Source organism: Corynebacterium sp. (assembly GCF_022712195.1).
GTDB lineage: Bacteria > Actinomycetota > Actinomycetes > Mycobacteriales > Mycobacteriaceae > Corynebacterium.
This window is the reverse complement of sequence record NZ_JALAGY010000016.1, coordinates 1-23,390: the sequence shown is the minus strand read 5'-3', so window position 1 is coordinate 23,390 and position 23,390 is coordinate 1. Positions and strand designations below refer to the sequence as shown.

At 68.9% G+C, this 23,390-nt stretch carries 21 protein-coding genes and 1 pseudogene; 18 read left to right on the top strand and 4 right to left on the bottom strand.

Going from position 1 to position 23,390, the window contains the following annotated elements; translation table 11 throughout:
- The first annotated feature begins 3 nt into the window (after positions 1-3).
- Genes Q0A34_RS02050 through Q0A34_RS02040 form a run of 3 tightly spaced genes read left to right on the top strand, consistent with a single transcriptional unit; the run spans position 4 to position 2,629 of the window.
- Positions 4-1,539 (top strand): folylpolyglutamate synthase/dihydrofolate synthase family protein, encoded by a 1,536-nt coding sequence (locus Q0A34_RS02050; protein ID WP_291477989.1) that lies wholly within the window; start codon positions 4-6, stop codon positions 1,537-1,539.
- Entirely contained in the window at positions 1,536-2,177 is a 642-nt protein-coding gene (locus tag Q0A34_RS02045) for a TIGR00730 family Rossman fold protein (protein WP_291477988.1), read from the top strand. Before Q0A34_RS02050 ends, Q0A34_RS02045 begins: the two co-directional genes overlap by 4 nt.
- A 35-nt stretch (positions 2,178-2,212) precedes the next feature.
- Positions 2,213-2,629 carry a DUF4233 domain-containing protein gene (locus Q0A34_RS02040; protein ID WP_291478007.1) on the top strand — a complete coding sequence of 139 codons (417 nt, stop codon included), beginning with the start codon at positions 2,213-2,215 and terminating at the stop codon, positions 2,627-2,629.
- Positions 2,630-2,657: 28 nt separating this feature from the next.
- Here the strand turns inward: Q0A34_RS02040 and Q0A34_RS02035 are convergent, their stop codons facing one another.
- Positions 2,658-3,014, bottom strand: coding sequence for a GNAT family N-acetyltransferase (locus Q0A34_RS02035; RefSeq protein ID WP_291477986.1), 357 nt, complete (start codon positions 3,012-3,014; stop codon positions 2,658-2,660).
- A gap of 96 nt (positions 3,015-3,110) precedes the next feature.
- Here Q0A34_RS02035 and Q0A34_RS02030 point away from each other — a divergent pair, with 96 nt between their 5' ends.
- Both Q0A34_RS02030 and ndk read left to right on the top strand, forming a co-directional pair.
- On the top strand, positions 3,111-3,788 hold the full coding sequence (locus Q0A34_RS02030; RefSeq protein ID WP_291477984.1) for a YoaK family protein: 678 nt from the start codon (positions 3,111-3,113) through the stop codon (positions 3,786-3,788).
- A 34-nt stretch (positions 3,789-3,822) separates the two neighbouring features.
- Positions 3,823-4,233 (top strand): nucleoside-diphosphate kinase, encoded by a 411-nt coding sequence (gene ndk, locus Q0A34_RS02025; RefSeq protein ID WP_291477983.1) that lies wholly within the window; start codon positions 3,823-3,825, stop codon positions 4,231-4,233.
- A gap of 78 nt (positions 4,234-4,311) precedes the next feature.
- On the opposite strand, the gene Q0A34_RS02020 is transcribed toward ndk, so the two are convergent.
- Complete coding sequence (locus Q0A34_RS02020; RefSeq protein WP_291477981.1) at positions 4,312-5,121, bottom strand: hypothetical protein; 810 nt, start codon at positions 5,119-5,121, stop codon at positions 4,312-4,314.
- A 477-nt stretch (positions 5,122-5,598) separates the two neighbouring features.
- On the opposite strand from Q0A34_RS02020, the gene Q0A34_RS02015 reads away from it, so the two are divergent.
- The 7 genes from Q0A34_RS02015 to Q0A34_RS01985 all read left to right on the top strand — a co-directional run bounded on the left by Q0A34_RS02015 (position 5,599) and on the right by Q0A34_RS01985 (position 15,536).
- Positions 5,599-9,018, top strand: a complete 3,420-nt coding sequence (locus Q0A34_RS02015) for a translation initiation factor IF-2 N-terminal domain-containing protein (RefSeq protein ID WP_291477979.1) — start codon at positions 5,599-5,601, stop codon at positions 9,016-9,018.
- Between the two features lie 303 nt (positions 9,019-9,321).
- The gene (rplU, locus tag Q0A34_RS02010) at positions 9,322-9,624 is read left to right on the top strand and encodes a 50S ribosomal protein L21 (protein ID WP_075815824.1); all 303 of its coding nucleotides are present in this window, start codon (positions 9,322-9,324) and stop codon (positions 9,622-9,624) included.
- A gap of 59 nt (positions 9,625-9,683) precedes the next feature.
- On the top strand, positions 9,684-9,950 hold the full coding sequence (rpmA, locus tag Q0A34_RS02005; RefSeq protein ID WP_038549531.1) for a 50S ribosomal protein L27: 267 nt from the start codon (positions 9,684-9,686) through the stop codon (positions 9,948-9,950).
- A 231-nt stretch (positions 9,951-10,181) separates the two neighbouring features.
- Positions 10,182-11,696 carry a GTPase ObgE gene (gene obgE, locus Q0A34_RS02000; RefSeq protein WP_291477974.1) on the top strand — a complete coding sequence of 505 codons (1,515 nt, stop codon included), beginning with the start codon at positions 10,182-10,184 and terminating at the stop codon, positions 11,694-11,696.
- A gap of 232 nt (positions 11,697-11,928) precedes the next feature.
- Positions 11,929-13,209, top strand: coding sequence for a glutamate 5-kinase (gene proB, locus Q0A34_RS01995; protein WP_291478005.1), 1,281 nt, complete (start codon positions 11,929-11,931; stop codon positions 13,207-13,209).
- Positions 13,210-13,281: 72 nt separating this feature from the next.
- Positions 13,282-14,613: a glutamate-5-semialdehyde dehydrogenase gene (locus Q0A34_RS01990; protein ID WP_291477972.1), complete on the top strand. Its 1,332-nt coding sequence runs from the start codon at positions 13,282-13,284 to the stop codon at positions 14,611-14,613.
- A gap of 104 nt (positions 14,614-14,717) precedes the next feature.
- Complete coding sequence (locus Q0A34_RS01985) at positions 14,718-15,536, top strand: hypothetical protein (RefSeq protein ID WP_291477970.1); 819 nt, start codon at positions 14,718-14,720, stop codon at positions 15,534-15,536.
- On the opposite strand, the gene Q0A34_RS01980 is transcribed toward Q0A34_RS01985, so the two are convergent.
- Entirely contained in the window at positions 15,526-16,464 is a 939-nt protein-coding gene (locus tag Q0A34_RS01980; RefSeq protein WP_291477968.1) for a YwiC-like family protein, read from the bottom strand. The two genes, Q0A34_RS01985 and Q0A34_RS01980, sit on opposite strands and share 11 nt — an antisense overlap.
- A 146-nt stretch (positions 16,465-16,610) precedes the next feature.
- On the opposite strand from Q0A34_RS01980, the gene nadD reads away from it, so the two are divergent.
- From nadD to Q0A34_RS01955, 5 genes are all read left to right on the top strand, one after another.
- Positions 16,611-17,435 (top strand): nicotinate-nucleotide adenylyltransferase, encoded by an 825-nt coding sequence (nadD, locus tag Q0A34_RS01975; protein ID WP_291478003.1) that lies wholly within the window; start codon positions 16,611-16,613, stop codon positions 17,433-17,435.
- Between the two features lie 128 nt (positions 17,436-17,563).
- Positions 17,564-18,052: a ribosome silencing factor gene (rsfS, locus tag Q0A34_RS01970; protein WP_291477966.1), complete on the top strand. Its 489-nt coding sequence runs from the start codon at positions 17,564-17,566 to the stop codon at positions 18,050-18,052.
- 7 nt (positions 18,053-18,059) lie between these two features.
- Positions 18,060-18,824, top strand: a complete 765-nt coding sequence (locus Q0A34_RS01965) for a histidine phosphatase family protein (RefSeq protein ID WP_291477964.1) — start codon at positions 18,060-18,062, stop codon at positions 18,822-18,824.
- Positions 18,821-20,155 (top strand): DegV family protein, encoded by a 1,335-nt coding sequence (locus Q0A34_RS01960; RefSeq protein ID WP_291477962.1) that lies wholly within the window; start codon positions 18,821-18,823, stop codon positions 20,153-20,155. Before Q0A34_RS01965 ends, Q0A34_RS01960 begins: the two co-directional genes overlap by 4 nt.
- A 184-nt stretch (positions 20,156-20,339) precedes the next feature.
- Complete coding sequence (locus Q0A34_RS01955) at positions 20,340-21,023, top strand: hypothetical protein (protein WP_291477960.1); 684 nt, start codon at positions 20,340-20,342, stop codon at positions 21,021-21,023.
- An 18-nt stretch (positions 21,024-21,041) separates the two neighbouring features.
- Here Q0A34_RS01955 and Q0A34_RS01950 read toward each other — a convergent pair.
- Positions 21,042-22,210 (bottom strand): IS3 family transposase gene (locus tag Q0A34_RS01950; RefSeq protein WP_291477958.1). Its coding sequence is split into 2 segments (ribosomal slippage): positions 21,042-21,937 and positions 21,937-22,210, totalling 1,170 coding nucleotides; the frame shifts between segments, so codons are not numbered across the junction.
- A gap of 248 nt (positions 22,211-22,458) precedes the next feature.
- Here Q0A34_RS01950 and Q0A34_RS01945 point away from each other — a divergent pair.
- Positions 22,459-23,390: pseudogene (locus Q0A34_RS01945) on the top strand (IS5 family transposase).

Below are 23,390 nucleotides of genomic sequence, written 5' to 3'. Positions count from 1 at the left end.
ACCGTGACTGACGCTGCAGACGACAACAAGGACTTCGGTGAAGCGACGTTGAACGCCACCGGCCTCGACCTGCCGATCGACCTGACCGAGCCGGCGAACAGTGACGAGGACGCCGCGAAGCTGGCCCGTCCGGTGACCGCCGGGGACCTCGCCGCGCTGGCGGAGGTGGAGGCGGAGCTCAACGAACGGTGGCCGGAGACCAAGATCGACCCGACGCTAGACCGGATCCGTGACCTCATGGACCTGCTGGGCAACCCGCAGCGCAACTACCAGGCGGTCCATGTCGCCGGGACGAACGGGAAGACCTCGGTCACCCGCATGGTGGAGTCGCTGTTGCGCGCCTTCCACCGCCGCACGGGTCGCACCACCAGCCCCCACCTCCAGCTCGCCACGGAGCGCATCGCCGTCGACGGGGTCCCCCTGCACCCGGCGGACTACGTGCGTACCTGGCGTGAGATCGAACCCTTCGTCGCGATGGTCGACGCGCGTTCGGAGGCGGCCGGCGGGCCACGGATGAGCAAGTTCGAGATCATCGTGGCCATGGCCTACGCCGCCTTCGCCGACGCCCCCGTCGACGTCGCCGTGGTCGAGGTCGGCATGGGCGGGCGCTGGGACGCCACCAACGTCATCGACGCCGACGTCGCCGTGGTCACCCCGGTCGGGCTGGACCACACCGACTACCTCGGCGACACACTCGCCGAGATTGCCGGTGAGAAGGCCGGCATCATCAAGCAGCGGTGGGACGCCGACGACCTGCTCACCCCGCCGGACAACGTCGCCGTCATCGCGGAGCAGGAGCCCGAGGCGCTCGAGGTGCTGCTGCGCCAGGCGGTGGAGTCCGATGCGGCGGTCGCCCGTGCCGGGAGCGAGTTCGCCGTCGTGGAGTCCACCGTCGCGGTCGGCGGGCAGACCCTCACGCTGAAGGGGCTCGGCGGGATCTACACCGACATCTTCCTGCCCCTGTCGGGTGAGCACCAGGCCCGGAACGCCGCCACCGCCCTGGCCGCTGTGGAGGCCTTCTTCGGTGCCGGTGCCGGACGCATGCTCGACGAGGACACCGTCCGACGCGGTTTCGCGCAGGTGACGTCGCCGGGGCGTCTCGAGCGGGTCCGGGCGACCCCGAGTGTCTTCATCGACGCCACCCACAACCCACACGGTGCCCGGGCCCTGGCCCGGGCCGTCGACCGGGACTTCTCCTTCCGTCGTCTCGTCGGCGTCGTCGGGGTGCTGGGGGACAAGGACGCCCGCGGTATCCTCGCCGCACTGGAACCGGTCCTCGACGAGGTCGTCGTCACCCGGAACACCTCACCGCGTGCCGTTGACGTCGAGGTCCTGGCCGAATACGCCCGGGACGCCTTCGGGGAGGAACGTGTCCACGTCGCGGCGAACCTGCCCGGGGCCGTCGAACTGGCCGTGGAGCTCGCCGAGGACGACGGCGGCTTCGGTGACTCCCAGGTCTCCGGCGCCGGCGTCCTGGTGACGGGGTCGGTCGTCACCGCCGGTGAGGCCCGCACCCTGTTCGGGAAGGATCCCGCATGACCGCCGCGACCGGCGTCGCCCCGCAACGGGTCGCACTCTACCTCGGGTCCGCCACCGGTGACAGTCCCGCCTACCGCGACATCACCGTCGCCGTGGTCCGCCACCTGGCCGACCACGGCCACTCGCTGGTCTACGGCGGGGGCTCCGTCGGACTGATGGGGGTCGCCGCGGACACCGCACTGGCGGCGGGGATGAACGTCCACGGGGTGATCACCCGCCACCTCTACGACGGCGAGACCGGTCACACGGGCCTGTCCAGCCTGGAGATCGTGGAGACGATGAACGAGCGGAAGAACCGCATGGCGGAGACCGCCGACGCCATGGTCACCCTGCCGGGAGGCATCGGGACCCTCGAGGAGTTCTTCGAGGTGTGGACCGCCCAGGTCCTCGGCATCCACCACAAGCCCGTGGCACTGGTGGACGTGGAGGGCTACTGGACACCGCTGCTGGGGATGCTCGACCAGATGGTGTCCCGGGGGTTCTTCTCCGCCGAGCACCGTGACCGGCTCATCCACCTCACCGACGTCTCCGGGCTGAGCGACTCGTTGGACTCCTGGACACCGGCTGCGGCAAAGTGGTCCCGGAAGAAGTCGCAGGAGACGATGCAGATGACCACCGGCGAAACGAGGATGTCGTGAGTGACAAGTCCACCCCTCTGGGGCCCGCACACGAGATGCCCGTGGACCCCTTCAAGGGGCTCAAGGGCATGATGGCGGGGATCATGCTCATGGAGGCGATCACCGTGCTGCTGGTGCTCGCGGTGGTCGGGGTCGTCGACGACGGCGCCCACGCCACCGTGTTCAACATGGCCTATGTCTCGGTGCTCGGGCTGGCGATGGTGGTCGCCTCGTTTCTGCAGTTCCGCCCGTGGGCGGACAGGATGAACATCGGCCTGCAGGTCTTCGCCGTCATCGGTGTGGTCGTGCACCCCACGATGCTCTTCGTGGCGGTGCTGTTCATCCTGGCCTGGTGGTACACCTACCACCTGCGCGCCAACGTGAGGAGCAGGATGGAGAAGGGGCTCCTTCCTGCCCAGCACTACCATGTCGCCGACGAGCGGACCGGGGGCAGGGAGAAGGGCCGGGGCTGACCGCCCGGCCTGACTGTCGTGGCGGGGCTCAGGCCTCGCCGGCGTGCTGCAGCACGTACTCCTCGGTCTCCGGGGTGGGGGCGGAGACAGGTCCGGTGTAGCCGTTGCGTTCGATCCAGGCGGCGACGAACTGGCACGACGGGACGACGGTGACATCGAGGGTCCTGGTGTCCGCCAGGGCCTCACGGACCAGGATGCTGCCCAGACCACGCCCGGCGAAGTCGTCCCCGACGATGGTGTGGTGGAAGATGCGTTCTGACCCGCGGTCGACGAAGTACGCCGCACCGGCGCGGGTGCCGTCCGCGAGGTAGATTGCGTACGCGTTCCCCTTCGAGGTCAACCGGACGGTGACGGTGTCGCCGTTCCTGTCGGTCAGCTCACCCATGATGTCTCTCCATTCTCCCGTGGTCATGTCGTGGTCGTGTCGTTGCTGGGTCAAACCTATCAGGGAAACGGGCACGCTGCGGGTACTATTTCCCGGATGCACACCTACCGCCGCGGGGAACGGCTCCTCGCCCTGAGTCTCGCCGCCGTCGCCGGATACGCCGACTCGATCGGTTTCATGTTCTACGGCGGGGTCTTCCTGTCCTTCATGTCCGGCAACAGCACCCGGCTGGCGGTCTCCGTCGTGGAGGACGACGGCGACCTGATGCGGTTGGCGGGCAGGTGCATCGTCCTGTTCATGGTCGGGGTGATGTGCGGGGCCCTGGCGCACCGGATCGTGACCCGGCGGTGGGACCGCTTCCGGGCCCGGGAGGCGGTGCTCGCCACCGTGTCCGTGCTCTTCCTGGTCTCGTCCGTGGCACTGCTGTCCGGTTCGGAGATCCTGGCGGTGTCGGTGCTGTCGGTGGGCGTCGGGGCGATGAACTCGGTGTTCGAACGTGACGGGGAGGTCAGCATCGCCCTGACGTACATGACCGGCACACTGGTGAAGGCGGGGCAACGGTTCGTGGACTCCTTCTTCGGTGGACAGGCCGCCGCCTGGGTGTATCCACTGCTGATGGCGATGTGCCTGTCGGCCGGCGCGATCGTCGGCGCGGTGGTGTTCTTCAACTTCGGGCTGGTGGCCGTCTACCCGTTGACGGCCTTACTGGTAGCGGTCGCCTTGGTCAACCAGGTGGTCAGGGGCCGGCGTCGGCGTCTCGGGTTGCCTCTTTAACTTCCGTTCATCCGCGTTCTGTAGGCTGACTCGCATGACTGAACGTACTCTCATCCTCATCAAGCCGGACGGCGTCGCCCGCGGCCTCGTCGGCGAGATCATCGCCCGTATCGAGCGGAAGGGCCTCACCCTCTCGGCCTTGGACCTGCGTGTCGCTGACCGCGAGACCGCGGAGAAGCACTACGCCGAGCACTCCGACAAGCCTTTCTTCGGTGAGCTGGTCGACTTCGTGACCTCCGCTCCGATGATCGCCGGCATTGTCGAAGGTGAGCGCGCGATCGACGCATGGCGTCAGCTCGCCGGCGGCACCGACCCGGTCGCCAAGGCCGCCCCGGGTTCCATCCGCGGTGACTTCGCCACCTCCGTCGGCGAGAACGTCGTCCACGGCTCCGATTCGCCGGAGTCCGCCGAGCGCGAGATCGGTATCTGGTTCCCGAACCTCTGATCCTCTCCCGCGAGACGACGGAACCTCCCCGCCCGTACCGGCGGGGAGGTTCTGCTGTGTCTGTGGGCCCCGGTGGGTTCAGCGGGGCAGGGGCGCGGTACCGGTGGCGGCGTCGGTGAGTACGGCGTCCCGCCCCCGGTCGGTCAACACGACCCACTCCGCGACGAGGGAACTGCTGGTGCGCTCCCGGAGCGTGGCTGCGTGCCCCCGGGCGGTGAGGGCGTCCAGGCCCGCGTCGGTACCGGTGTCGTTGTGCGGGGTGGAGGTCAGTGGGCGCGTGTGCCGGTAGAGGACGTCCCGACGCACCTGGCGTCCCCCGGGCACAGCCTGGAGGGCGTAAAGCACGGCGGCGACGGCCTCGGCGTCGTCGGACGGGGTCCATCCGGGGTCGGCGGCGAACAACTGCGCCGGTGGGACGTACCCGGCCGGTGCGGCCGCCTCCAGGACGACGAGGCGCCACAGGGCGGTGAGGCTGGCCGCAGTGACCAGTGCGGCGTAGGTCCAGTGCGACGCGGGCGTGGGGAACACCGGCCCAAGCACGATCAGGACGTAGATCGCCGGGCCCGCGACGGCGGCGGTGACCTGCATCTTCCGGTGGGAGCTCCGCGGGTCATCCAGGGATCCGCCCAGTGATGCCGGTGTCACCTCGTCGGAGCGCATGGGTGCGTAGCTGTTGTGCCGCAGTCCCGTGCCGCGCAGTGGCCACCACATGTACAGGGCGCCGACGAGTAGGAGAGACGCAAGGAAGTAGGGGATCCACACCCCGGCGAGCGGGGAGGTCGCCGCACCGAAACCGGCGGACAGCAGCAGCGTGGCGAGGACTCTCCCGGCCAGCGGTGGTGAGAAGGAGGTGTGGATGTGCCGGAGAGTTCGGACGGCCTCGCTCATATAAGCCACCGTAACGTGTTCGCGGTGTTCGCGCCGCCTGCGGCATGGCGGGGCGGGCGTCGTCGGGCCGGTGTGCAACAATGAGGGGGGACACGTGCAGCACCCGGATGAGAGTTGACGGTGGACGTACCACCCTCTCACGTTCTCAGGACAACCAGCGCCGTCAGCGGCGAGGACACCACCGGTTGATCGTGGTGTGCTCCGAGGTCCGAAAGTTTTAGCTTCTTGAGGCACGACATGTGCAGACAACATCGAATATGAATGCCACGGCAGGGAATCTGCCGGGACATGGTGGACACAGTGGACATTGTGTGGCTGCGACCTGATCGTCTTTTCTGATCACAGCGCCCGTTGTCCTTCGCAAGTCCTTCGCAGTACACGGCTTTGAGGCTGACGACGACGTCAGTTGCGCCAGCCGCTTCAGCGAGGTCCGACATCGTCCCCGTATCCTGCCCGTGGTTCTGTTGAGGAGACAGTATGGCGAACAGTAGCCAGGAACTCGCCGCAGCGGCGGCACAGGTGACAAGTGACGACCTGGGGGAGAAGGTCAGGGTCCATGCGCTGGCCAAGGCGCTGGGTATTCCGAGCGCACAGATGATCACGGTGCTGGGGGAGCACGGTGTGGAGAACAAGCGCGCCGCCTCCACCGTGCCGAAGGCCGAGGTGGAGAGGATCCTCGGCGAACTGGTAGCTGCGGGTGCCCCGGCGAAGAAGAAGCCGGCCAGGCGCACCCCGGCACGGAAGAAGGCCGCGGCGAAGCCCGCGCCAGTGGAGACGGAGCAGGTCGAGCCGGCTGAGTCGACTGAGCCGACTGAGCCGGCACCGACGACCGGGACTCGGTCGACGCGTCGCCGTGCCGCACGCTCGACGAGGGTGACGCGGAAGGCCGCTGCACCGACTCATCCGGTCGATGAGGTGGAGGTCGAACCCGCACCGGCACCGCAGCAGGCCGCCCCGCGGCAGAACGCCGCCGACAACTCGGACGACTCCGGCACCCGCACGAGCGCTGCCCGGCGTCGTCGCCGACGGCGCGTCAGCCGTCCGGCGGGTCAGGAGCCTGTGACCGGCCGGACTCCGGCCGAGGCAGGTGGGCCGGACGACACCACCGTGTCCTCCGCGGCGCCGACTGAGGTGCCGAAGCAGGAACAGAAGCAGGACAAGTCGGAGAAGCCGGAGCAGCAGGAGCAGGGGGCCGACACGCCCCGGCCGACGGTGCGCCGTCGGATCGTCCGGCGCGTCGGGTCCCGCAGCGCCGCGGCGGGGGCGGAGGAACTGCGCCGGGAACGCCAGCGCGACGCCGCGGCAGCCGCCGAGTCCGGCGACGGCGCCCGGGGCCAGGGGGAAACGGCCGACACCCCCGAGACGGGTTCGTCCTCACGCCGCCGTCGGGGGAGCCGTGGGCGGGGCCGTGGCCGCGGTGACCAGAACGAGGCACCGCAGGACGCGGCTCCTCAGCGGTCCGGCTCCGCAGCACCGGACCCTGACACAGGCACCGGCGACACGTCAGACGACAAGGCGGGCGAACCGACTCCCGTCGTCGATGAGCCGGTGAAGCTCAAGGGGTCGACCCGCCTGGAGTCCAAGCGCCGGTGGCGTCAGGAACAGGGCAACGAGAAGCACCGGGCGGTCACCCGGGCCGAGTTCATCGCGCGCCGAGAGAACATCTTCCGCTCCATGGTGGTCCGCGACGCGCGCCGCAAGGACGGCGACGGGTGGACGACCCAGGTCGGTGTGGTGGAGGACGGCCTGCTCGTCGAGCACTTCGTCACCAGCGACGACCAGCAGTCGACGATCGGGAACATCTACCTCGGGCGCGTCCAGAACGTCCTGTCCAGCATGGAGGCCGCCTTCATCGACATCGGCACGGGCCGCAACGCGGTGCTCTACGCCAGCGAGGTCGACTGGCGTTCCGAGCACGTGCGCGGACGCTCCCGTCGCATCGAGTCCGCACTGAAGCAGGGTGACCAGGTTCTGGTGCAGGTCATCAAGGAACCGCTGGGGCACAAGGGTGCCCGGTTGACCAACCGCGTGAGTTTCGCGGGGCGCTACCTGGTCTACGTGCCCGGCGGCAGGACGCAGGGTATCTCGCGGAAGCTCCCGGAGGCTGAGCGCAAGCGGTTGAAGTCGATCCTGCAGCGCGTCGTCCCCGAGGACGGCGGCACGATCATCCGGACCGCCGCGGAAGGCGTCAGCGAGGAGAAGATCGCCGAGGACGTCGACCGCCTGCACCGCCGGTGGATCGAGATCACCGAGAAGGAGAACAAGGAACGCGCCAAGAAGGGCGCCACTCCGGTGACCCTCTACGAGGAGCCGAATCTCCTGGTCAAGGTTGTCCGGGACATGTTCAACGAAGACTTCAACGAGCTCGTCGTCGACGGCCGACGTTCCTGGCAGCGGGTCCGTGACTACGTGCACCGCATGGCACCGGACCTGGAGGACCGTGTGGTCCGTTGGAACCCGGAGGAGCACGGCGGGGACGACGTGTTCGCCGCCTATGAACTCGACGCGCAGCTCGCCAACGCGCTGAGCAGGAAGATCTGGCTGCCCTCCGGCGGCTACCTGATCATCGACAAGACCGAGGCGATGACGGTCATCGACGTCAACACCGGCAGCTTCGTCGGGTCCGGCGGCAATCTCGAGGAGACGGTCACCAAGAACAACCTGGAGGCCGCTGAGGAGATCGTCCGGCAGATGAGGTTGCGCGACATCGGCGGTATGATCGTCGTCGACTTCGTGGACATGGTCCTCCAGGAGAACCGTGACCTGCTGCTGCGCCGGCTCAACGAGTTCCTCGCCGCGGACCGCACCCGCCACAAGGTCTCGGAGGTGACCAGTCTCGGACTGGTGCAGATGACCCGGAAGCGGCTCGGTGCCGGTCTGGTGGAGACCTACTCCACGGTGTGTGAGGCCTGCGAGGGGCGCGGGATCATCCTGCACGAGGACCCCGTCCAGCATGACGAGGTCGATGAGCGGAACGAGCGCCGGGATCACGGTGGCCGTGAGGGCCTCAAGCAGGCCCGGCACGAGCAGGAGATCCGTAAACGCTACGAGGACAGCGCCATCGAGGACGCACCGGCCCCGGCCCAGGAGGATATGCAGTCCTCCGCCGCGGCGGCGGAGACCGACCAGGGCGCGGGCCGTGGACGTGACGCGGGTGACACTGTCGACGCGGGGGACGAGGCGGGCGGGGGAGACGTCTACGACATCGTGGCCCACGCACTGCACCGCGCCGGTGAGGAGGACCCGGACGAGCCGACCGGGTCGGACTACGTCGCCGACGACACCAGCGACGCCGACGAGGATGTCACCGAGGCGCTGCTGCGCGGGATCGTCCAGACAGACGCATCCGACGGCACTGACGGCACCGACGGCACCGACGGCACCGACGACACTGACGGCACTGACGGCTCGAGCGACTCGGCCGCTGAGGTGGAGACGGTCCGTCGCAAGGACCGTCGTGGCCGGCGTCTCGTCCGACGGGTCGCCCCCGCCGCCGAGCGCCCGGAAGAGCCTGTGGAGTCTGTGGAGCCTGTGGAATCCGGGGAACGCGGGGGCGCGGTGCCGGCCGGGGAGACCCGGCACTCCGGACCGTCGGAGGACTTCGCCCGGGCGAAGGAGGAGTTCGAGCGGTCCCCGCGTCGCCGGCGCCGGGTCCGCGGGAACTCCCGCTCGGACGTCGAGCCGCGGCCGGAGGACTTCGGTCTCGGCAAGGGCGGCGCCCCGCAGCGCGGGAAGACCGACTCCACGCAGGACGTCTCCGCCGCCTCCGAAGTCTCTGACGGCGCCGCCGCCTCAACCACCGCAGGTTCCGGGTCTGGCAGTGGGGCGGGCACGGTGGCCCCGCAGGTGCGGTCGGACCGTCGTGGGCGTCGACGGGTCGTCCGTAGCGCGCGGTGAATCACCGGCGTGTCGTTCCCGCCCCGGGTGGAACCGGGAGATTTTGTTTTCCCGGGGTAGAGCGGTAGCCTTGCATCGTCGCTGTTCGACCGTTGGTCGACCGTGTCCGTCGGTGTCAGGCGTTGTCCGTCCGACACGATGGACGCGCCGCATGTCCGGCGCAGGGGCGCCCACGTCGAACGCAGTGAAATAAGCAATGAAGTCCAGTCAGATTGCCTTTTCAGGCCGTGTCCCGCAATTCGTCGGGGCAGACGGTGGAGGGGCGGCCTGAGCCGAGTAGAGAAACAAAGGGGTAGCCCTTCCATGTACGCGATCGTCAAGACCGGCGGAAAGCAGTACAAGGTTGCCGAAGGTGACCTCGTCAAGGTCGAGAAGATCGAGGGAGAGCCGGGTTCGTCCGTGGCTCTCACCCCGGTTCTCCTCGTCGATGGCGCTGACGTCACTTCCGGTGACAAGCTCGCCGACAAGACCGTTGCAGCCGAGATCGTCGACCAGACCAAGGGTAAGAAGATCAACGGCATGCACTACCGGAACAAGACCGGTTACAAGCGTCGTTACGGTCACCGTCAGCAGCTGACCGTCCTCAAGGTCACCGGCATCAAGTAAACCCAGCGACCGCTGCGTCCCGCGCAGCGGTATCACCTTTTCCGAGGAGGGAAAAGACCATGGCACACAAGAAGGGTGCTTCCAGCTCCAGCAACGGTCGCGATTCCGAGTCCAAGCGTCTCGGCGTGAAGCGTTTCGGTGGTCAGCAGGTCAAGGCCGGCGAGATCCTGATCCGTCAGCGCGGTACCTCGTTCCACCCCGGTGAGAACGTCGGACGTGGCGGCGACGACACCCTGTTCGCCCTGAAGGGCGGCGCCGTGCAGTTCAGCACCCGCCGTAACCGTCGCCTGGTGAACATCGTCGAGAACGAGACCGTCGAGGCGTAAGCTCGTCAGACGTTCTCAGCCTCCGGCTGAGACCAGCCCCGGGACGTCAACGATGTCCCGGGGTTTTCTCGTGCGCTCCGGCCCCTGCCCGAGCGCGCGCCCGCACTGCCACATCCGCACCCGTGCGCCGCTGACCTGCATCGCTGAGGTCGGTGTCCCGCCAGGGTGGTAGTATCGTCGAGATTCCTGAACCACCCCGTACAACCGCCTGAAACTGGAGGGCGTCCAATAATGTCACGCTTCGTGGACCGTGTCGTCCTGCATCTGCAGGCCGGCGACGGCGGCAACGGCTGCGCCTCGGTGCGCCGTGAGAAATTCGTGCCGCTCGGAGGACCCGACGGCGGCAACGGCGGGCACGGCGGCGACGTCGTGCTGGAGGTCGACCCGCAGGTCCACACCCTGCTCGACTTCCACTTCCACCCGCACATCAAGGCGGAACGCGGCGCCGCCGGCGCCGGCGACCACCGCCACGGCGCCCGCGGCAAGGACCTCGTCGTCCAGGTGCCCGCCGGGACCGTCGTTCTCGACGAGAAGGGCGAGGTGCTCGCCGACCTGACCACCAAGGGGCAGCGTTTCGTCGCCGCCGCCGGTGGGCACGGTGGCCTGGGCAACGCCTCACTGGTGTCGAAGGCGCGCAAGGCGCCGGGTTTCGCTCTTCTCGGTGAGCCGGGCGAGGCCAGGGACATCACCCTCGAACTGAAGTCCATGGCGGACGTGGGGCTGGTGGGCTTCCCGTCGGCGGGCAAGTCCTCGCTGGTCAGTGTGCTCAGCGCGGCGAAGCCGAAGATCGCCGACTACCCGTTCACCACACTCCAGCCGAACCTCGGTGTGGTCAACGTGGCCCACGACGTGTTCACTATCGCCGACGTGCCCGGACTGATCCCCGGCGCCAGCCAGGGCAAGGGGCTGGGCCTGGACTTCCTGCGGCACATCGAGCGCACGGCCGTGCTGGTGCACGTCGTCGACTGCGCGGCCCTGGAGTCCGACCGTAACCCCGTCGACGACATCCGCGCCCTCGAGACCGAGCTGAAGGACTACGAGTCCGAGCTCTCCGAGGACGCCGGGCTGGGGGACCTCAGCGACCGGCCGCGGGTGATCGTACTGAACAAGATCGACGTCCCCGACGCCCGGGAGATGGCCGAACTGATGCGGCCCGAACTCGAGGAGGAGTTCGGGTGGCCGGTCTTCGAGATCTCCACGGCCAGCCATGAGGGGCTCGACCCGCTGCGGTACGCGCTGATGGACATCGTCCGTGAGCACCGGCGGCAGCACCCGGTCGAGGAGGTTGCCCCCCAGGTGGTCACGCCGAAGCACCTGCGTGGCAAGGGGCGCGGCCGTTTCGCCGACTTCGAGGTCAGCAAGGACCCCGAGTTCGAGGACGCCTTCATCGTCACCGGGTCGAAGCTGGAGCGGTGGATCATCCAGACCGACTTCGAGAACGACGAGGCCGTCGGCTACCTGGCCGACCGCCTGGCCAAGGCCGGTGTCGAGGAGGCGCTGTACAAGGCGGGTGCCGTGGCGGGGGACGAGGTCACCATCGGCGACATCACCTTCGAGTGGGAGCCGCAGACGGCCGCCGGCGTGGACCTGCTGCCGTCCGGTCGTGGAACCGACCGCCGTCTGGACCGGACGGGGCGGTCGACCTCCGAGGAGCGTAAGCGGGCGTCCCAGGCGCGGCGCGGCCTCATCGACGAGTACGACTTCGGCGACGGCGAGGAGCCGGACCGCGAGCGTTGGCAGGGCTGACGTCAACAGCTTCTGCAGCCGCGTCCGTACCCGCACCTGTACCCGCATACGGGGGAGTGGGCGGCGGTGTACCGCGTCCCGGTCGGGGGGGGCGGCAGGGGAGTGACCCCGAAACATCCCGGAAACATCGGGCGCCGGGCCCTCCCACCGGGCGAGATGGCCGTCTCGTGGCGAGGAGGGGGGCGGCTGGGTCATAATGAAGGGCATGTCTGACACCCCTGATGCCTCTGACATGTCCGCCGAGCCGACGGTATTCGAGTACCCGGCGTCCCTGGAGTTCGGGACGGACGCTGTGCATCAGCCCGGCCCCGTCATCCCCGCCACCTCCAAGGAGTTCCCGGACCCCGAGGTCAGTGAGGATTCCCCCGCCTACGGCCACGAGTCCGACGTCCGGCAGACGGTCCGCACCGCCAAGCGTGTCGTCGTCAAGATCGGTTCATCGAGCCTCACCGACGAGACAGGACGAGTGAGCCCGGACCGGATCGACGTCATCGCCGACGCCCTCGAGGCGCGCATGGACCGGGACACCGACGTGATCGTGGTGTCCTCGGGCGCCGTGGCGTGCGGTATGGGGCCGCTGGGGTTGTCGCAGAAGCCGACGGACCTGGCGAGCAAGCAGGCGGCCGCGGCCGCGGGGCAGGTGCTGCTGGCGCAGGAGTGGGCCCGCAGCTTCGCCAGGTACGGACGTTCGATCGGCCAGGTGCTGCTGACCGCCTCCGACGCCGCCCGCCGTGACCGTGCCCGCAACGCCCAGCGCACCATCGACCGTCTCCGCCAGCTGCGTGCGGTGCCGATCGTCAACGAGAACGACACGGTGGCGACCTCCGAGATGCGTTTCGGTGACAACGACCGGTTGGCGTCGCTGGTGTCCCACCTGACCTACGCCGACGCCCTGGTCCTGCTCTCGGACGTGGCCGGACTCTACGACCGCAACCCTGCGGAGCCCGGCGCCCGGTTCATCGCCGAGGTGAAGAGCAGCAAGGACCTGCGTGGCGTCGTCGCCGGTGACGGTGGTCGGCTGGGCACCGGCGGTATGGCCGCGAAGGTGTCCGCCGCGCGCCTGGCGTCCCGTGCGGGCATCCCGGTGCTGCTGACCTCGACGGAGAACATCGGGGCCGCCCTGGACCAGGCGATGGTCGGGACCTGTTTCTGGCCCCGTGAGGACCGGCTGTCCGCCTGGAAGTTCTGGGTGCTCTACGCCGCGGACTCCGCCGGGACCCTGCACCTGGACGCCGGTGCGGCGGCGGCGATGGAACGCCACAACTCGTTGCTGGCGGTGGGGCTGGTGCAGGTGGACGGGGCGTTCACCTCCGGTGAGGTGCTCGACATCGTCGGGCCGGACGGCGAGTTGATCGGCCGTGGCGAGGTCAACTACGATTCGGCCACCCTGGAGGGCATGGTGGGCAAGTCGACGGCGGACCTGCCGGACTTCGCCCAGCGTCCGGTGATCCACGCCGACTACATGGCCACCTACTCCAACCGTCAGTCCCGGGTGTACGGCGCGACCAGCTGATTGACCCGACCGGCCCGGATTGTTGAACAATCCGGGTGATTTTTGGTCGGTGGTCACGTACGCTGGGGTGTCATGACCGACGTGAACACCGCCAAGAACTCGTCCGCCACCTCCGGAGACACCGCCGGACTGACCCCCGTCCGTGCCGCGGAGCGCGAGGAGGTCCTCGCCAAGGCGCAGAAGGCCCGCGAGGTCTCCCAGCGTCCCGCGCTCTCCACCACGCAGAAGAACGACCTGCTCACCGCCGCCGCCGACCGGCTCGTCGCCGAGACCGCCTCGATCCTCGAGGCCAATGAGCGCGACATCGCCGCCGGGCGCGAGCGCGGGATGTCGGAGTCCCTCATCGATCGCCTCAGCCTCGACCCCGCACGGGTCGAGGGCATCGCCGGCGGTCTGCGCCAGGTCGCCGACCTGGCCGACCCTGTCGGGGACGTGGTGCGCGGTTCCCGGCGCCCCAACGGCCTGGAGATGCGCCAGGTGCGGGTGCCGCTCGGTGTGATGGGCATGGTCTACGAGGCCCGCCCGAACGTCACCGTGGACGCCTTCGGCCTCGCCGTGAAGTCCGGCAACGTCCCGCTGCTGCGTGGCTCGAAGTCGGCCCAGCACTCGAACACCCGCCTCGTGGAGATCCTGCAGGACGTCTGCGCGGAGCACGGCCTGCCCCGGGAGACCGTGCAGCTGCTGCCGTGCGAGACCCATGACTCGGTGCAGGACCTGATCACCGCCCGCGGCCTGGTCGACATCGTCATCCCCCGTGGCGGCGCGGGCCTGATCAACGCGGTGGTCACCGGTGCGACCGTGCCGGCGATCGAGACGGGCACCGGTAACTGCCACTTCTACGTCGACGGCTCCGCCGACGTCGACGAGGCCATCAGGCTCGTCATCAACGGCAAGACCCGTCGCTGCTCGGTGTGCAACGCCACCGAGGTCGTGCTGCTGGACGCTGCCCTGCCCGACGCGGACAAGAAGCGCGTCCTCACCGCACTGCAGGACGCCGGGGTCACCGTCCACGGTGAGGTCGCGGAACTGTCGGCCCTGGGTGTCGGTGACGTGGTCCAGGCCGAGCAGAAGGACTGGGAGGAGGAGTACGGCTCCTTCGACATCGCCGCGGCCGTCGTCGACGGTGTCGAGGCGGCGGTGGACCACATCACCCGTTACTCCACCGGCCACACCGAGGCGATCAGCGCCACCGACTACAAGGCCACGAAGTACTTCGAGCAGAACGTCGACGCCGCCGCGGTGATGATCAACACCTCCACCGCGTGGACCGACGGTGAGATGTACGGCTTCGGGGCCGAGATCGGCATCTCGACGCAGAAGCTGCACGCCCGCGGGCCGATGGGTCTGCCGGAGCTGACGAGCACCAAGTGGATCGTCAACGGGGAGGGGCAGGTCCGCCCGTAGTTCCCCCTCGCGGGTGGGGGCCCGTGCCACCGCACGACGGTGACCGTCCGGATCCGGGCGGTCACCGTCGTTGTACACTAGTTTTCCTGACGAAACTACATGGCGTGGTCCTGACCTTCCTCGGCGCCGTCCTCGTCGTCACCACGGCGGGAACAGCGGGGACGGCGGCGGCGGGGGTCGCCGCCACCGGCCCCGAATCCGGACGGCAGGCCGTCGCGGCGGACGTCTGCCCCTCCGTCGTCACGCTCACCGCGCGCGGCAGCGAGGAGGACGAGGTCTACCCGCCAGGGCCCGCCAACGGCTACTCCAACGGCTACGAGGGAGAGGCCCTCCACCGTTTCCTCGCCTACGCCACCGCGGTGCACCCGGACCTCTTCGACCCGGACGACCGGACCGTCCTCGCCCTGGACGCCGACCACTATCCGGCACGCTTCCCCGTCGGCGAGGCGGGGGAGGACCCTGACCCGGCGACGGTGGTCAACGGGGTGGGCCTGTTCATCGACTCGATGGCACGCGGGCTGCCCGGCGGGCTGGCGGCGGTCGAGGAGTTCGAGGACTCCACCGGCTGCCGTCCCGACTACGTCGGTCTGGGGTACTCGCAGGGGGTGGCGGCCCTGACGCCGGTGCAGCACAAGCTCGCCGCCGAGGGGCGGCTCCGCGGGTCGGTGTACCTCGGCAACCCGTTCCACCGGACCCCGGGGCTCATCGGTGGTGGGGCGATGGCGGGTGTGCTCGTCCACAGCTACTGCCTGCCCGACGACTTCGCCTGTGACACCGGTCCGCGTTCCATCGCGCTCGCGCTCCGGGACGACGAGGGCGCCGGTGCCCACGAGACCTACTTCCGCGACGCGGCGGTCGATCCGTCGGCGGCGGGGCAGGGGGAGCGGGCCGCGGCGGACGCGCTCGCCGCACTCATCCGATGAACAGGATCAGCGGTCCGTCGTAGAACAGGGCCGCCATGACGGCGGCGACGGCGACACCGGCGTGCAGCGGCATCTCCCGCACGCCCACCTTCTTCGGTGTCCACGGGGTGCCCGCCGCGGCGGAGGCGGGTACGGCGCGGGAACGCCACAGCGCCGCCGCGAACACGGCCACCGCCACGACCCATGCCGCCCAGTGCACGTAGCGCACGGCCAGGGTGCCCACCACGACGAGCAGTGCGACCAGGTGGAACACCTGGGACCCCGCCAGCCAGGCCGCGTCCCCCTTCTTCCGGATCATCGTCTTGACGTACAGGACGGTACCCACGGTGTAGAGCAGCAGCCAGAGGAAGCTCACCCACACCGCCGGCGGCAGTGCGTCCACCACCGCCGCGGTGAACAGGTTCGAGGTCCACGTCACCCCGCCGCTGACCGGGACGCTGGCGCCCAGGCCCACGGTCGCGGCGACCGGGACGATGAACGCCGAGGCGGCCGTCGTGGCGATGCCGGAGGCCAGGGAGCGTGGTGTTCCCCGCCAGGTCTCGTACACCGCCACCGCGACGAGGGGGAGGAACACGAACGACCACCACAGCAGGTGCGGCTGCAGCACCAGTGCCACGACCGCGGCGACGCCGGCGACCGCACCGTAGAGCACCGTGGGTGCCACCGCCCGTCGGCGCATCGTGGCGTTGCGGGCGCGCATCAGGATCCCGCCGGCGAAGAACGCCAGGTAGCCGACCACCCAGGCGACGGTGACCGCCAGGAATGTCAGCACCATGCCCGCGGTGCCGTGCAGCCCCTCGCCGCGGTCGGCGGGAGCCAGCGCGTCCCAGATCTTCAGGCACCAGAACACCCCGACAAGGGGTGGGACGGCGACCATCGGCCACGCGCCGTGCTGATTCGGTACCCACGGGTTCATTCTCTTCGCCATACGGGAAAGGGTATCGCGGGGAAAGCACGGCCGTGGTTCCTTTCGGGTGGTACCTACCCGTAGCATGGACGGTCGTGACCCAGAACCGCCGACCGGACCAGCGCCCCGCACGATTCCCGGACAAGCCTCCGGAGCGTATCGGGGTGATGGGAGGCACCTTCGACCCGATCCACAACGGCCACCTGGTCGCCGGGAGCGAGGTGGCCGACCGGTTCGGGTTGGACGTGGTGATCTACGTGCCGACGGGGCACCCCTGGCAGAAGCGGGACAAGGTCGTCACCGCCGCGGAGGACCGTTACCTCATGACCGTCATCGCCACCGCCGCCAACCCCCAGTTCTTGGTGTCGCGGGTGGACATCGACCGTCCCGGCGCCACCTACACCGTCGACACCCTCAAGGACATCCAGAGCCGGTACCCGGACGCGGAGCTCTACTTCATCACCGGGGCTGACGCGCTCGAGCGCATCGTGACCTGGCGGCACTGGGAGGACGTGTTCAACCTGGCCCACTGCGTCGGTGTCACCCGGCCCGGCTACGACCTCGCCGACGCCGGTGAGGCACTGCGCAGCCAGGTCGACTCCGACAGGCTGAGCCTGGTCAACATCCCGGCGATGGCGATCTCGTCGACCGACATCCGGGAGCGCGCCGCGGACGGGCGGTCCGTCTGGTACCTGGTGCCGGACGGGGTGGTCCAGTACATAGCCAAGACGGCGCTGTACCGGCGTCGCAGCCGCGACAGCCACGGCGGGCTGCCGTGGGCGCTCAGCGACACCGGGGACGGTGCGGTGGGGCGCGTCGGTGAGGGGCGGGACGAGTCGGTCGCGGCAGGCGAGCCCGCCTCCGCCTCAGCCTCAACGCCCGTGTCCGTGTCTGAGGATGCGGAGCCGGCTGATGCGCCGGTGAACGCGGAACCGGACGTGGACTGGAACCCGGACATCGAGGACGACCGCTTCCCCGACGGCTGGTTCTGACGGACGGCCCTGACAGGCGGTCCTGACAGACGGTCCTGACGCGCCGGATGCTGCGATCCGTGGAGGGGCTTGTAGAATCACTGACGGAAAACATCTGTCCTCTACTCCCATGAAGGATCCGGCACCACGTGACCGCTAGTTCCGACGCCATCAACCATGCGGGCATCGCCGCCCGCGCCGCCTCCGAGCGCCTCGCCGAGGACATCGTCGTCCTCGACGTGACCTCCCGTATGCCGCTGGCGGACTGCTTTGTGCTGGCCACCGGCGACAATGAGCGTATGGTCAACTCCATCGTCGACGAGGTCGAGGAGAAGCTCGGCGAGGTCGGTGTGAAGGCCCGCCTGCGCGAGGGGCACCGGGACAACCGGTGGGTCCTGCTGGACTACGGCACTATCGTCGTGCACGTCCAGCGTCGCGACGAGCGCGAGTACTACGCCCTGGACCGGCTCTACCGCGACTGCCCGACGGTGGAGGTCGAGGGTGTCGAGCAGGCTGACCGGGGTTTCTGGGCCAGCGACGTGAGCGCCGAGGACATCGACGCCGACGACCTCTTCGCCGCGCAGAGCTCCGCCGACCTGCCGCTGGCGGGTCCGGCCCCCGACGAGGACGAGCTCTAGGGGGCTGGTGGCTGTGCGCCCGGGAGAGTCCGGCAGGTCCGGCACGACCGTCCCCTCCGGGGGGCGGCGTCTGCCCGAACGCCGGCTGATCCTGATCCGGCACGGCCAGACGGAGTTCAACCTCGTCGGCCGCATGCAGGGGCAGCTGGACACCCCGCTCACTGAGGCGGGACGCGCCGAGGCGCAGGCCGCGGCGGCGGAGCTGGGGACCTGGCCGATCGGCACCGTCGTCAGCTCCGACCTGCAGCGCGCCCGGGACACCGCGGCCCTGCTCGCCGAGGCCGTCGGTGTGGAGTTCACCACCGACCCGCGCCTGCGGGAGACCGACCTGGGCGACTGGTCGGGCAAGGCCCACGAGGACGTCGACGCGGTGTTCCCCGGCCAGCGGTCGCACTGGCGGCTGGACCCCACCTGGGCCCCGCCGAACGGGGAGACCAGGGTGGAGGTCTCCGACCGGTCGGCCGAGCTCGTCGACGAGCTGATGGCCGGTGACGCCTGGGACGCCGGTGCGGTGATGCTGGTCGCCCACGGCGGCACGATCGCCGCACTGACCTCGCGTCTGCTGGGGATCCCCACCGAGCACTACCCGATGTTCGGCAGCCTGGGGAACACCCGCTGGTCGCAGCTCGTCGCCCGCCCGGCGGGCGGAGACTCAGGTGCAGGGCAGTGGCGCACTCCCCGCTGGTTCCTGGAAGGATGGAATGTAGGGGTCACGGCGCCGGCACCGGTGACCGTGGCCAACGCGGACGAAGGTGAGGCGACCGGACGATGAGCGTCATGGTGGTCACCGATTCCTCGGCCTGCCTGCCCCCGGCCCTGGCGTCGGAGTACGGCATCACCGTCCTGGACTTCCACGCCGAGGGCGAGGGGGATGACGAGACGACGGCGGGGCTGGGAGCCCTCGAGCTCACCGCCTGCTACGCGCGGCTGTTGGAGCGTGGGGGTGACGACGGTGTCGTCGCACTGCACATCTCCAAGGAGCTGTCGGGCACCTGGTCGTCGGCTTCGCAGGCGGCGGCGGTGCTGGACGGCCGGGTGGAGGTCATCGACACGATGTCCGGTGGCATGGTGATCGGCCAGGCGGCCATCGCCGCGGCACGGTGCGCCGACGAGGGCGGGTCGCTCGACGAGTGCCGTGGCGCCGCCCAGCACGCCGTCGACACCGGTCAGCTCTGGCTGTTCGTCAACCGTCTGGACACCCTCGCCCGTGGCGGACGGCTGACCGCCGGCCAGCGGCTGTTGTCCACGGCGCTGGCGATCAAGCCGATCATGCATCTGGCCGGTGGGCGTCTCGAACTCGCGGCGAAGACCCGTACCAGGTCGAAGGCCATGGAGCGCATGGTGACCCTGGCGTCCAACGCGTACAGGGAGGCGGCCGAGGCCCTCCTGCCGTCGTCGGAGACCGACAGCGGGGAGCATGCCGGGGACGGCGCTGACGCCGCGCAGGACGAGACATCCTCCGAGTCCCCTGACACTGAGGTGGCTGAGGTGACTGAGGAAGCCACTGACAGCGCTGACAGCGCTGACGTCTCTGACCCCGATGCCCCTGCCGACGGTGCCGGTGAGACGTCGGAGCCGGCCGGATCCGCCGGGGCGGTGGCGGCGCATGCGGCGTCGTCGGAGGTGACGGCCGACGTTGAAGGAGATGCGGGGGAGACCGCAGAGGCGGATTTGGTGGAGGACGCGGAGTCGGATGGCGCACAGGAGGAGACCGGTTCCGGGGACTCGTCCGGGGCCGACACCGGGGACCGTCCGCGGATCTTCAGCTTCGGCGGGCGCGACAAGACCGACAAGCCGGACAAGGCAGAGAAAACCGAGAAGTCCGACAAGCACGACAAGCACGAGAAGCACGAGAAATCCGAGCATGAGCGGCTGCGGCTGCGTCGGAGTACCGAGGACCAGGTGCCGTTGCGGGAGCTGGCGCGGGTTCCGATGCACCTGGCCGTCCACCACCGGGACGCCGAAGACGTGGCGGAGGACCTCAGGGCGAACCTGCGTGAGCAGCTGCCGGAGTGTGTGGTGATCTCCGTGGTGGACATCACCGACTCCATGGCCGTGCACACCGGGCCAGGGGCGGTCGCGGTGTCGCTCGTGCAGGACTGACGTCCCTGGCCCTCCGGGCGCCGCGGCGTTCGTCCACAGGGGGCAGGTTGTCCACAGCGTCCTGGGACGACGGTGCCGTGACGCCCGCCCCGTGTCCGAGGCTGTACTTGCATGGTGACCCATGGGCGGAGACGCGGAACACGGGACACCGGCACAGCGCCGGGTGAGTGGCACACGGCGGGCGGTGGCTGACAGGGTGGAGGCCCTGACCCAGCCGGTGCCGGGCCATGAGCTGGCTGATGTCCGGTTCGAGCGTCGGACCGTGATCGGTCCCAGGTCCGCCCGGATCATGACGGCGACGGTCGCGGCCCTGGTGGTCGTGGTGGGAGGGGTGATGCTGTTCAACGAGAACACCGGTGACGGCGGCGGCGACACGGTGGAGGTCGTGGCGGGACTGTCACCGACGGTGTCCGGGGACGCCGGGGTAGAGCCGGCGGGGGACACCGGGAAGGACGGTCAGAACGGCGACGGGGGCGCCGTGACCGGGACGACGGGCCGGGGAGAGGACACGGCAGGTGGGGGTCCTGTGGTCGTGTCGGTGCAGGGGTTGGTGCACCGCCCCGGCCTGGTCACCGTGGACGCGGGGACACGGGCAGGTGAGGTGATCGTCCGCTCGGGAGGGGTCCGTGGGGACGGACGGGTGGAGGGGATCAACCTCGCCGAGCCCGTCGTCGACGGCATGCAGATCGTGGTGGACCCGGACGGTTCGAGGGTGCTGTACCCGGGGCAGGCCGGGGGAGAGAGTGCGGGAAACAAGTCACCGCACGGACCGTCGTCCCCGTCGGCCGACGGCGGTCCCCCCGGGGACCCGGGGGCCGGCACAGTGAACATCAACACCGCCGACGGGGACTGCCCCCGGTTTGCTTGACAGTTGTCTGGGGGTCGATCAGGCGGCCTGAACGGCCTGCTGATGGACCACCTCGAACTCTACCGGGGTGAGCTTCCCGAGACGTCGTTGCCGGCGTCTGCGGTGGTAGGAGTTCTCGATCCAGGTGACCATGGCCACCCGCAACTCCTGCCGGGTTGTCCAGGGGTGACGGTTGAGAATGTTCTTCTGCAACAAGGCAAAGAGGCTCTCCATCGCGGCATTATCCGCACTCGACCCGACCCGTCCCATGGATCCGGTCAGCTGGTGAGCTTTCAATTCGGCCAGGTAGCCGTCGGAGCGGAACTGGCTTCCCCGGTCCGAGTGCACGATGCAACCGGGCACCTCACCCCGGCGTTGCACGGCCATTCGTAGGGCGTTGATCGCGATCCGCTTCTTCATCCGGGTGTCGATCGAGTACCCCACGATGCGGTTGGACCACACGTCCTTGACCGCGCACAAGTACAACTTGCCCTCCTGCGTGGAATGCTCGGTGATGTCGGTCAACCACAACCTGTTCGGCCCCGTGGCGTGAAACTTCCGGGCCACCAGATCGTCGTGGACTGCCGGGCCCGGTTTGTTCCGCGACCCGTTCTTCACCGAGTGGAACGAGCGGATCCGCTGCAGCTTGCACAGTCGGTGGACACGGTTCTCACCAGCGGTGATGCCCATCTCGGGTAGTTCGTCGGCGATGAGACGGTAGCCCAGGCCAGGATCCTCGGCGTGCAGGTCGACCGCAGCGTTGATCAGATGCGCATCATCCCAGTCCCGCTGAGACACCGGGCAGGAAATCCACTGGTAGTAGGCCTGACGGGAGAAACCCAACACCCGGCACGACACCACCACCGGCACCCGGATCGTCGTCTGCGTCGTCCCCTTGGTCTGGGCCATGTCACGTACCAAGGGGAACATCATTTTGGGTTGATATCCCGAGACAGATACGCCGCAGCGCGTCGCAGGACCTCGTTTTCCTGCTCCAGTAACCGGATACGCTTGTTGGCTTCGCGCAGCTCAGTGGCCGATCGGCTGTCACCGGCAGGGGATTCAGCACGCTCGGCTTTGGCCAGCCACGTGCGGAGGCAGGACTGACTGATCCCGAAGTCTCTGGCGATCTGGCCGAGCGGAGCTTCACTCTTACGAGCTACCGCGATGACGTCGTCGCGGAACTCTTTGGGGTGGGGCTTGGGCATGGTGTACATCCTCTCATCAGGTCTCACGGACCTGAGTTGTTGATGTCAACCAAACCCGGGCAGTCCCACCCATCGAGCCAGGACTCTCAGTCCAAGCGCCGTAGCGAACCGTCCAAGGTTTGTCGCTACGGTGCTTTTCTTTTTGTCCTGACCCGTTGTGGACATGTGCTGATCGCCCATGTGACCCACCTCCGGGATCTAGGGCGTGTCTCCCATAGCTGAGCGGTGACCCGCGAGACGGTGTCCGTATGGCACAGACGAAGTCAAGGTTTTGCCAGTTCACCGATGAGCAGTGGGAGCGGATCGAGCCCCTGCTGCCCTCCAACCAGGGGTGGCAGGGACATCCGTTTCGCGACAACCGCAAGGTGGTCGAGGGCATCATCTACCGCTACCGGACAGGGATTCCGTGGCGTGACCTGCCGCGAGATGAGTACGGCCCGTGGCAGACGGTGTGGAAACGCCGCGCTCGATACGCCGAGGACGGCACCTGGGACCGGGTCCTGCAGGCAATCCTGGCTGACGCCGACGCCGACGGGATGATCGACTGGAACGTCTCGGTCGACGCCACCATCTGCCGCGCCCACCAGCACGGCACAAATACGACCCGCCCTGAGCAGGACACAGGGGGGCTCGATCGAATCACAAGAATCGCCCCGCAGCCGAGTGTGAACCTGCAGGTCACGGCATCGGCAGGTCGCGTGGCGGACTGACGACCAAAATCCACAGCGCCGTCGACGGCCGCGGGCGACCGCTGGCGAACGTGGTCACCGGCGGCCAACGCAACGACGGTGCGATGCTCGAACAGGTGCTCGCCGACATCCACGTTCCCCGCCACGGGCGGGGCCGGCCCCGCACCCGCCCAGACGCGGTGATCGCCGACAAGGCGTACTCGTCCGGAACCATCCGCCGCCAGCTCCGCAACCGGGGCATCGCCGCCGTGATCCCGGAGAAAAGCGACACGATCGCCGCACGAGCACGCCGAGGCGGCCGCGGCGGCAGACCGCCCAAACTCGACGTTGACCTCTACAAAGGGCGAAACGTCGTCGAACGATCCTTCGCCCTGGCCAATCAATGGCGAGCCCTGGCCACCCGTTACGACAAACTCGCGATCACCTACCGCGCCGCCGTCACACTCTGTTCGATCCTGTCCTGGGTACGCCTATTGGGAGACACGCCCTAG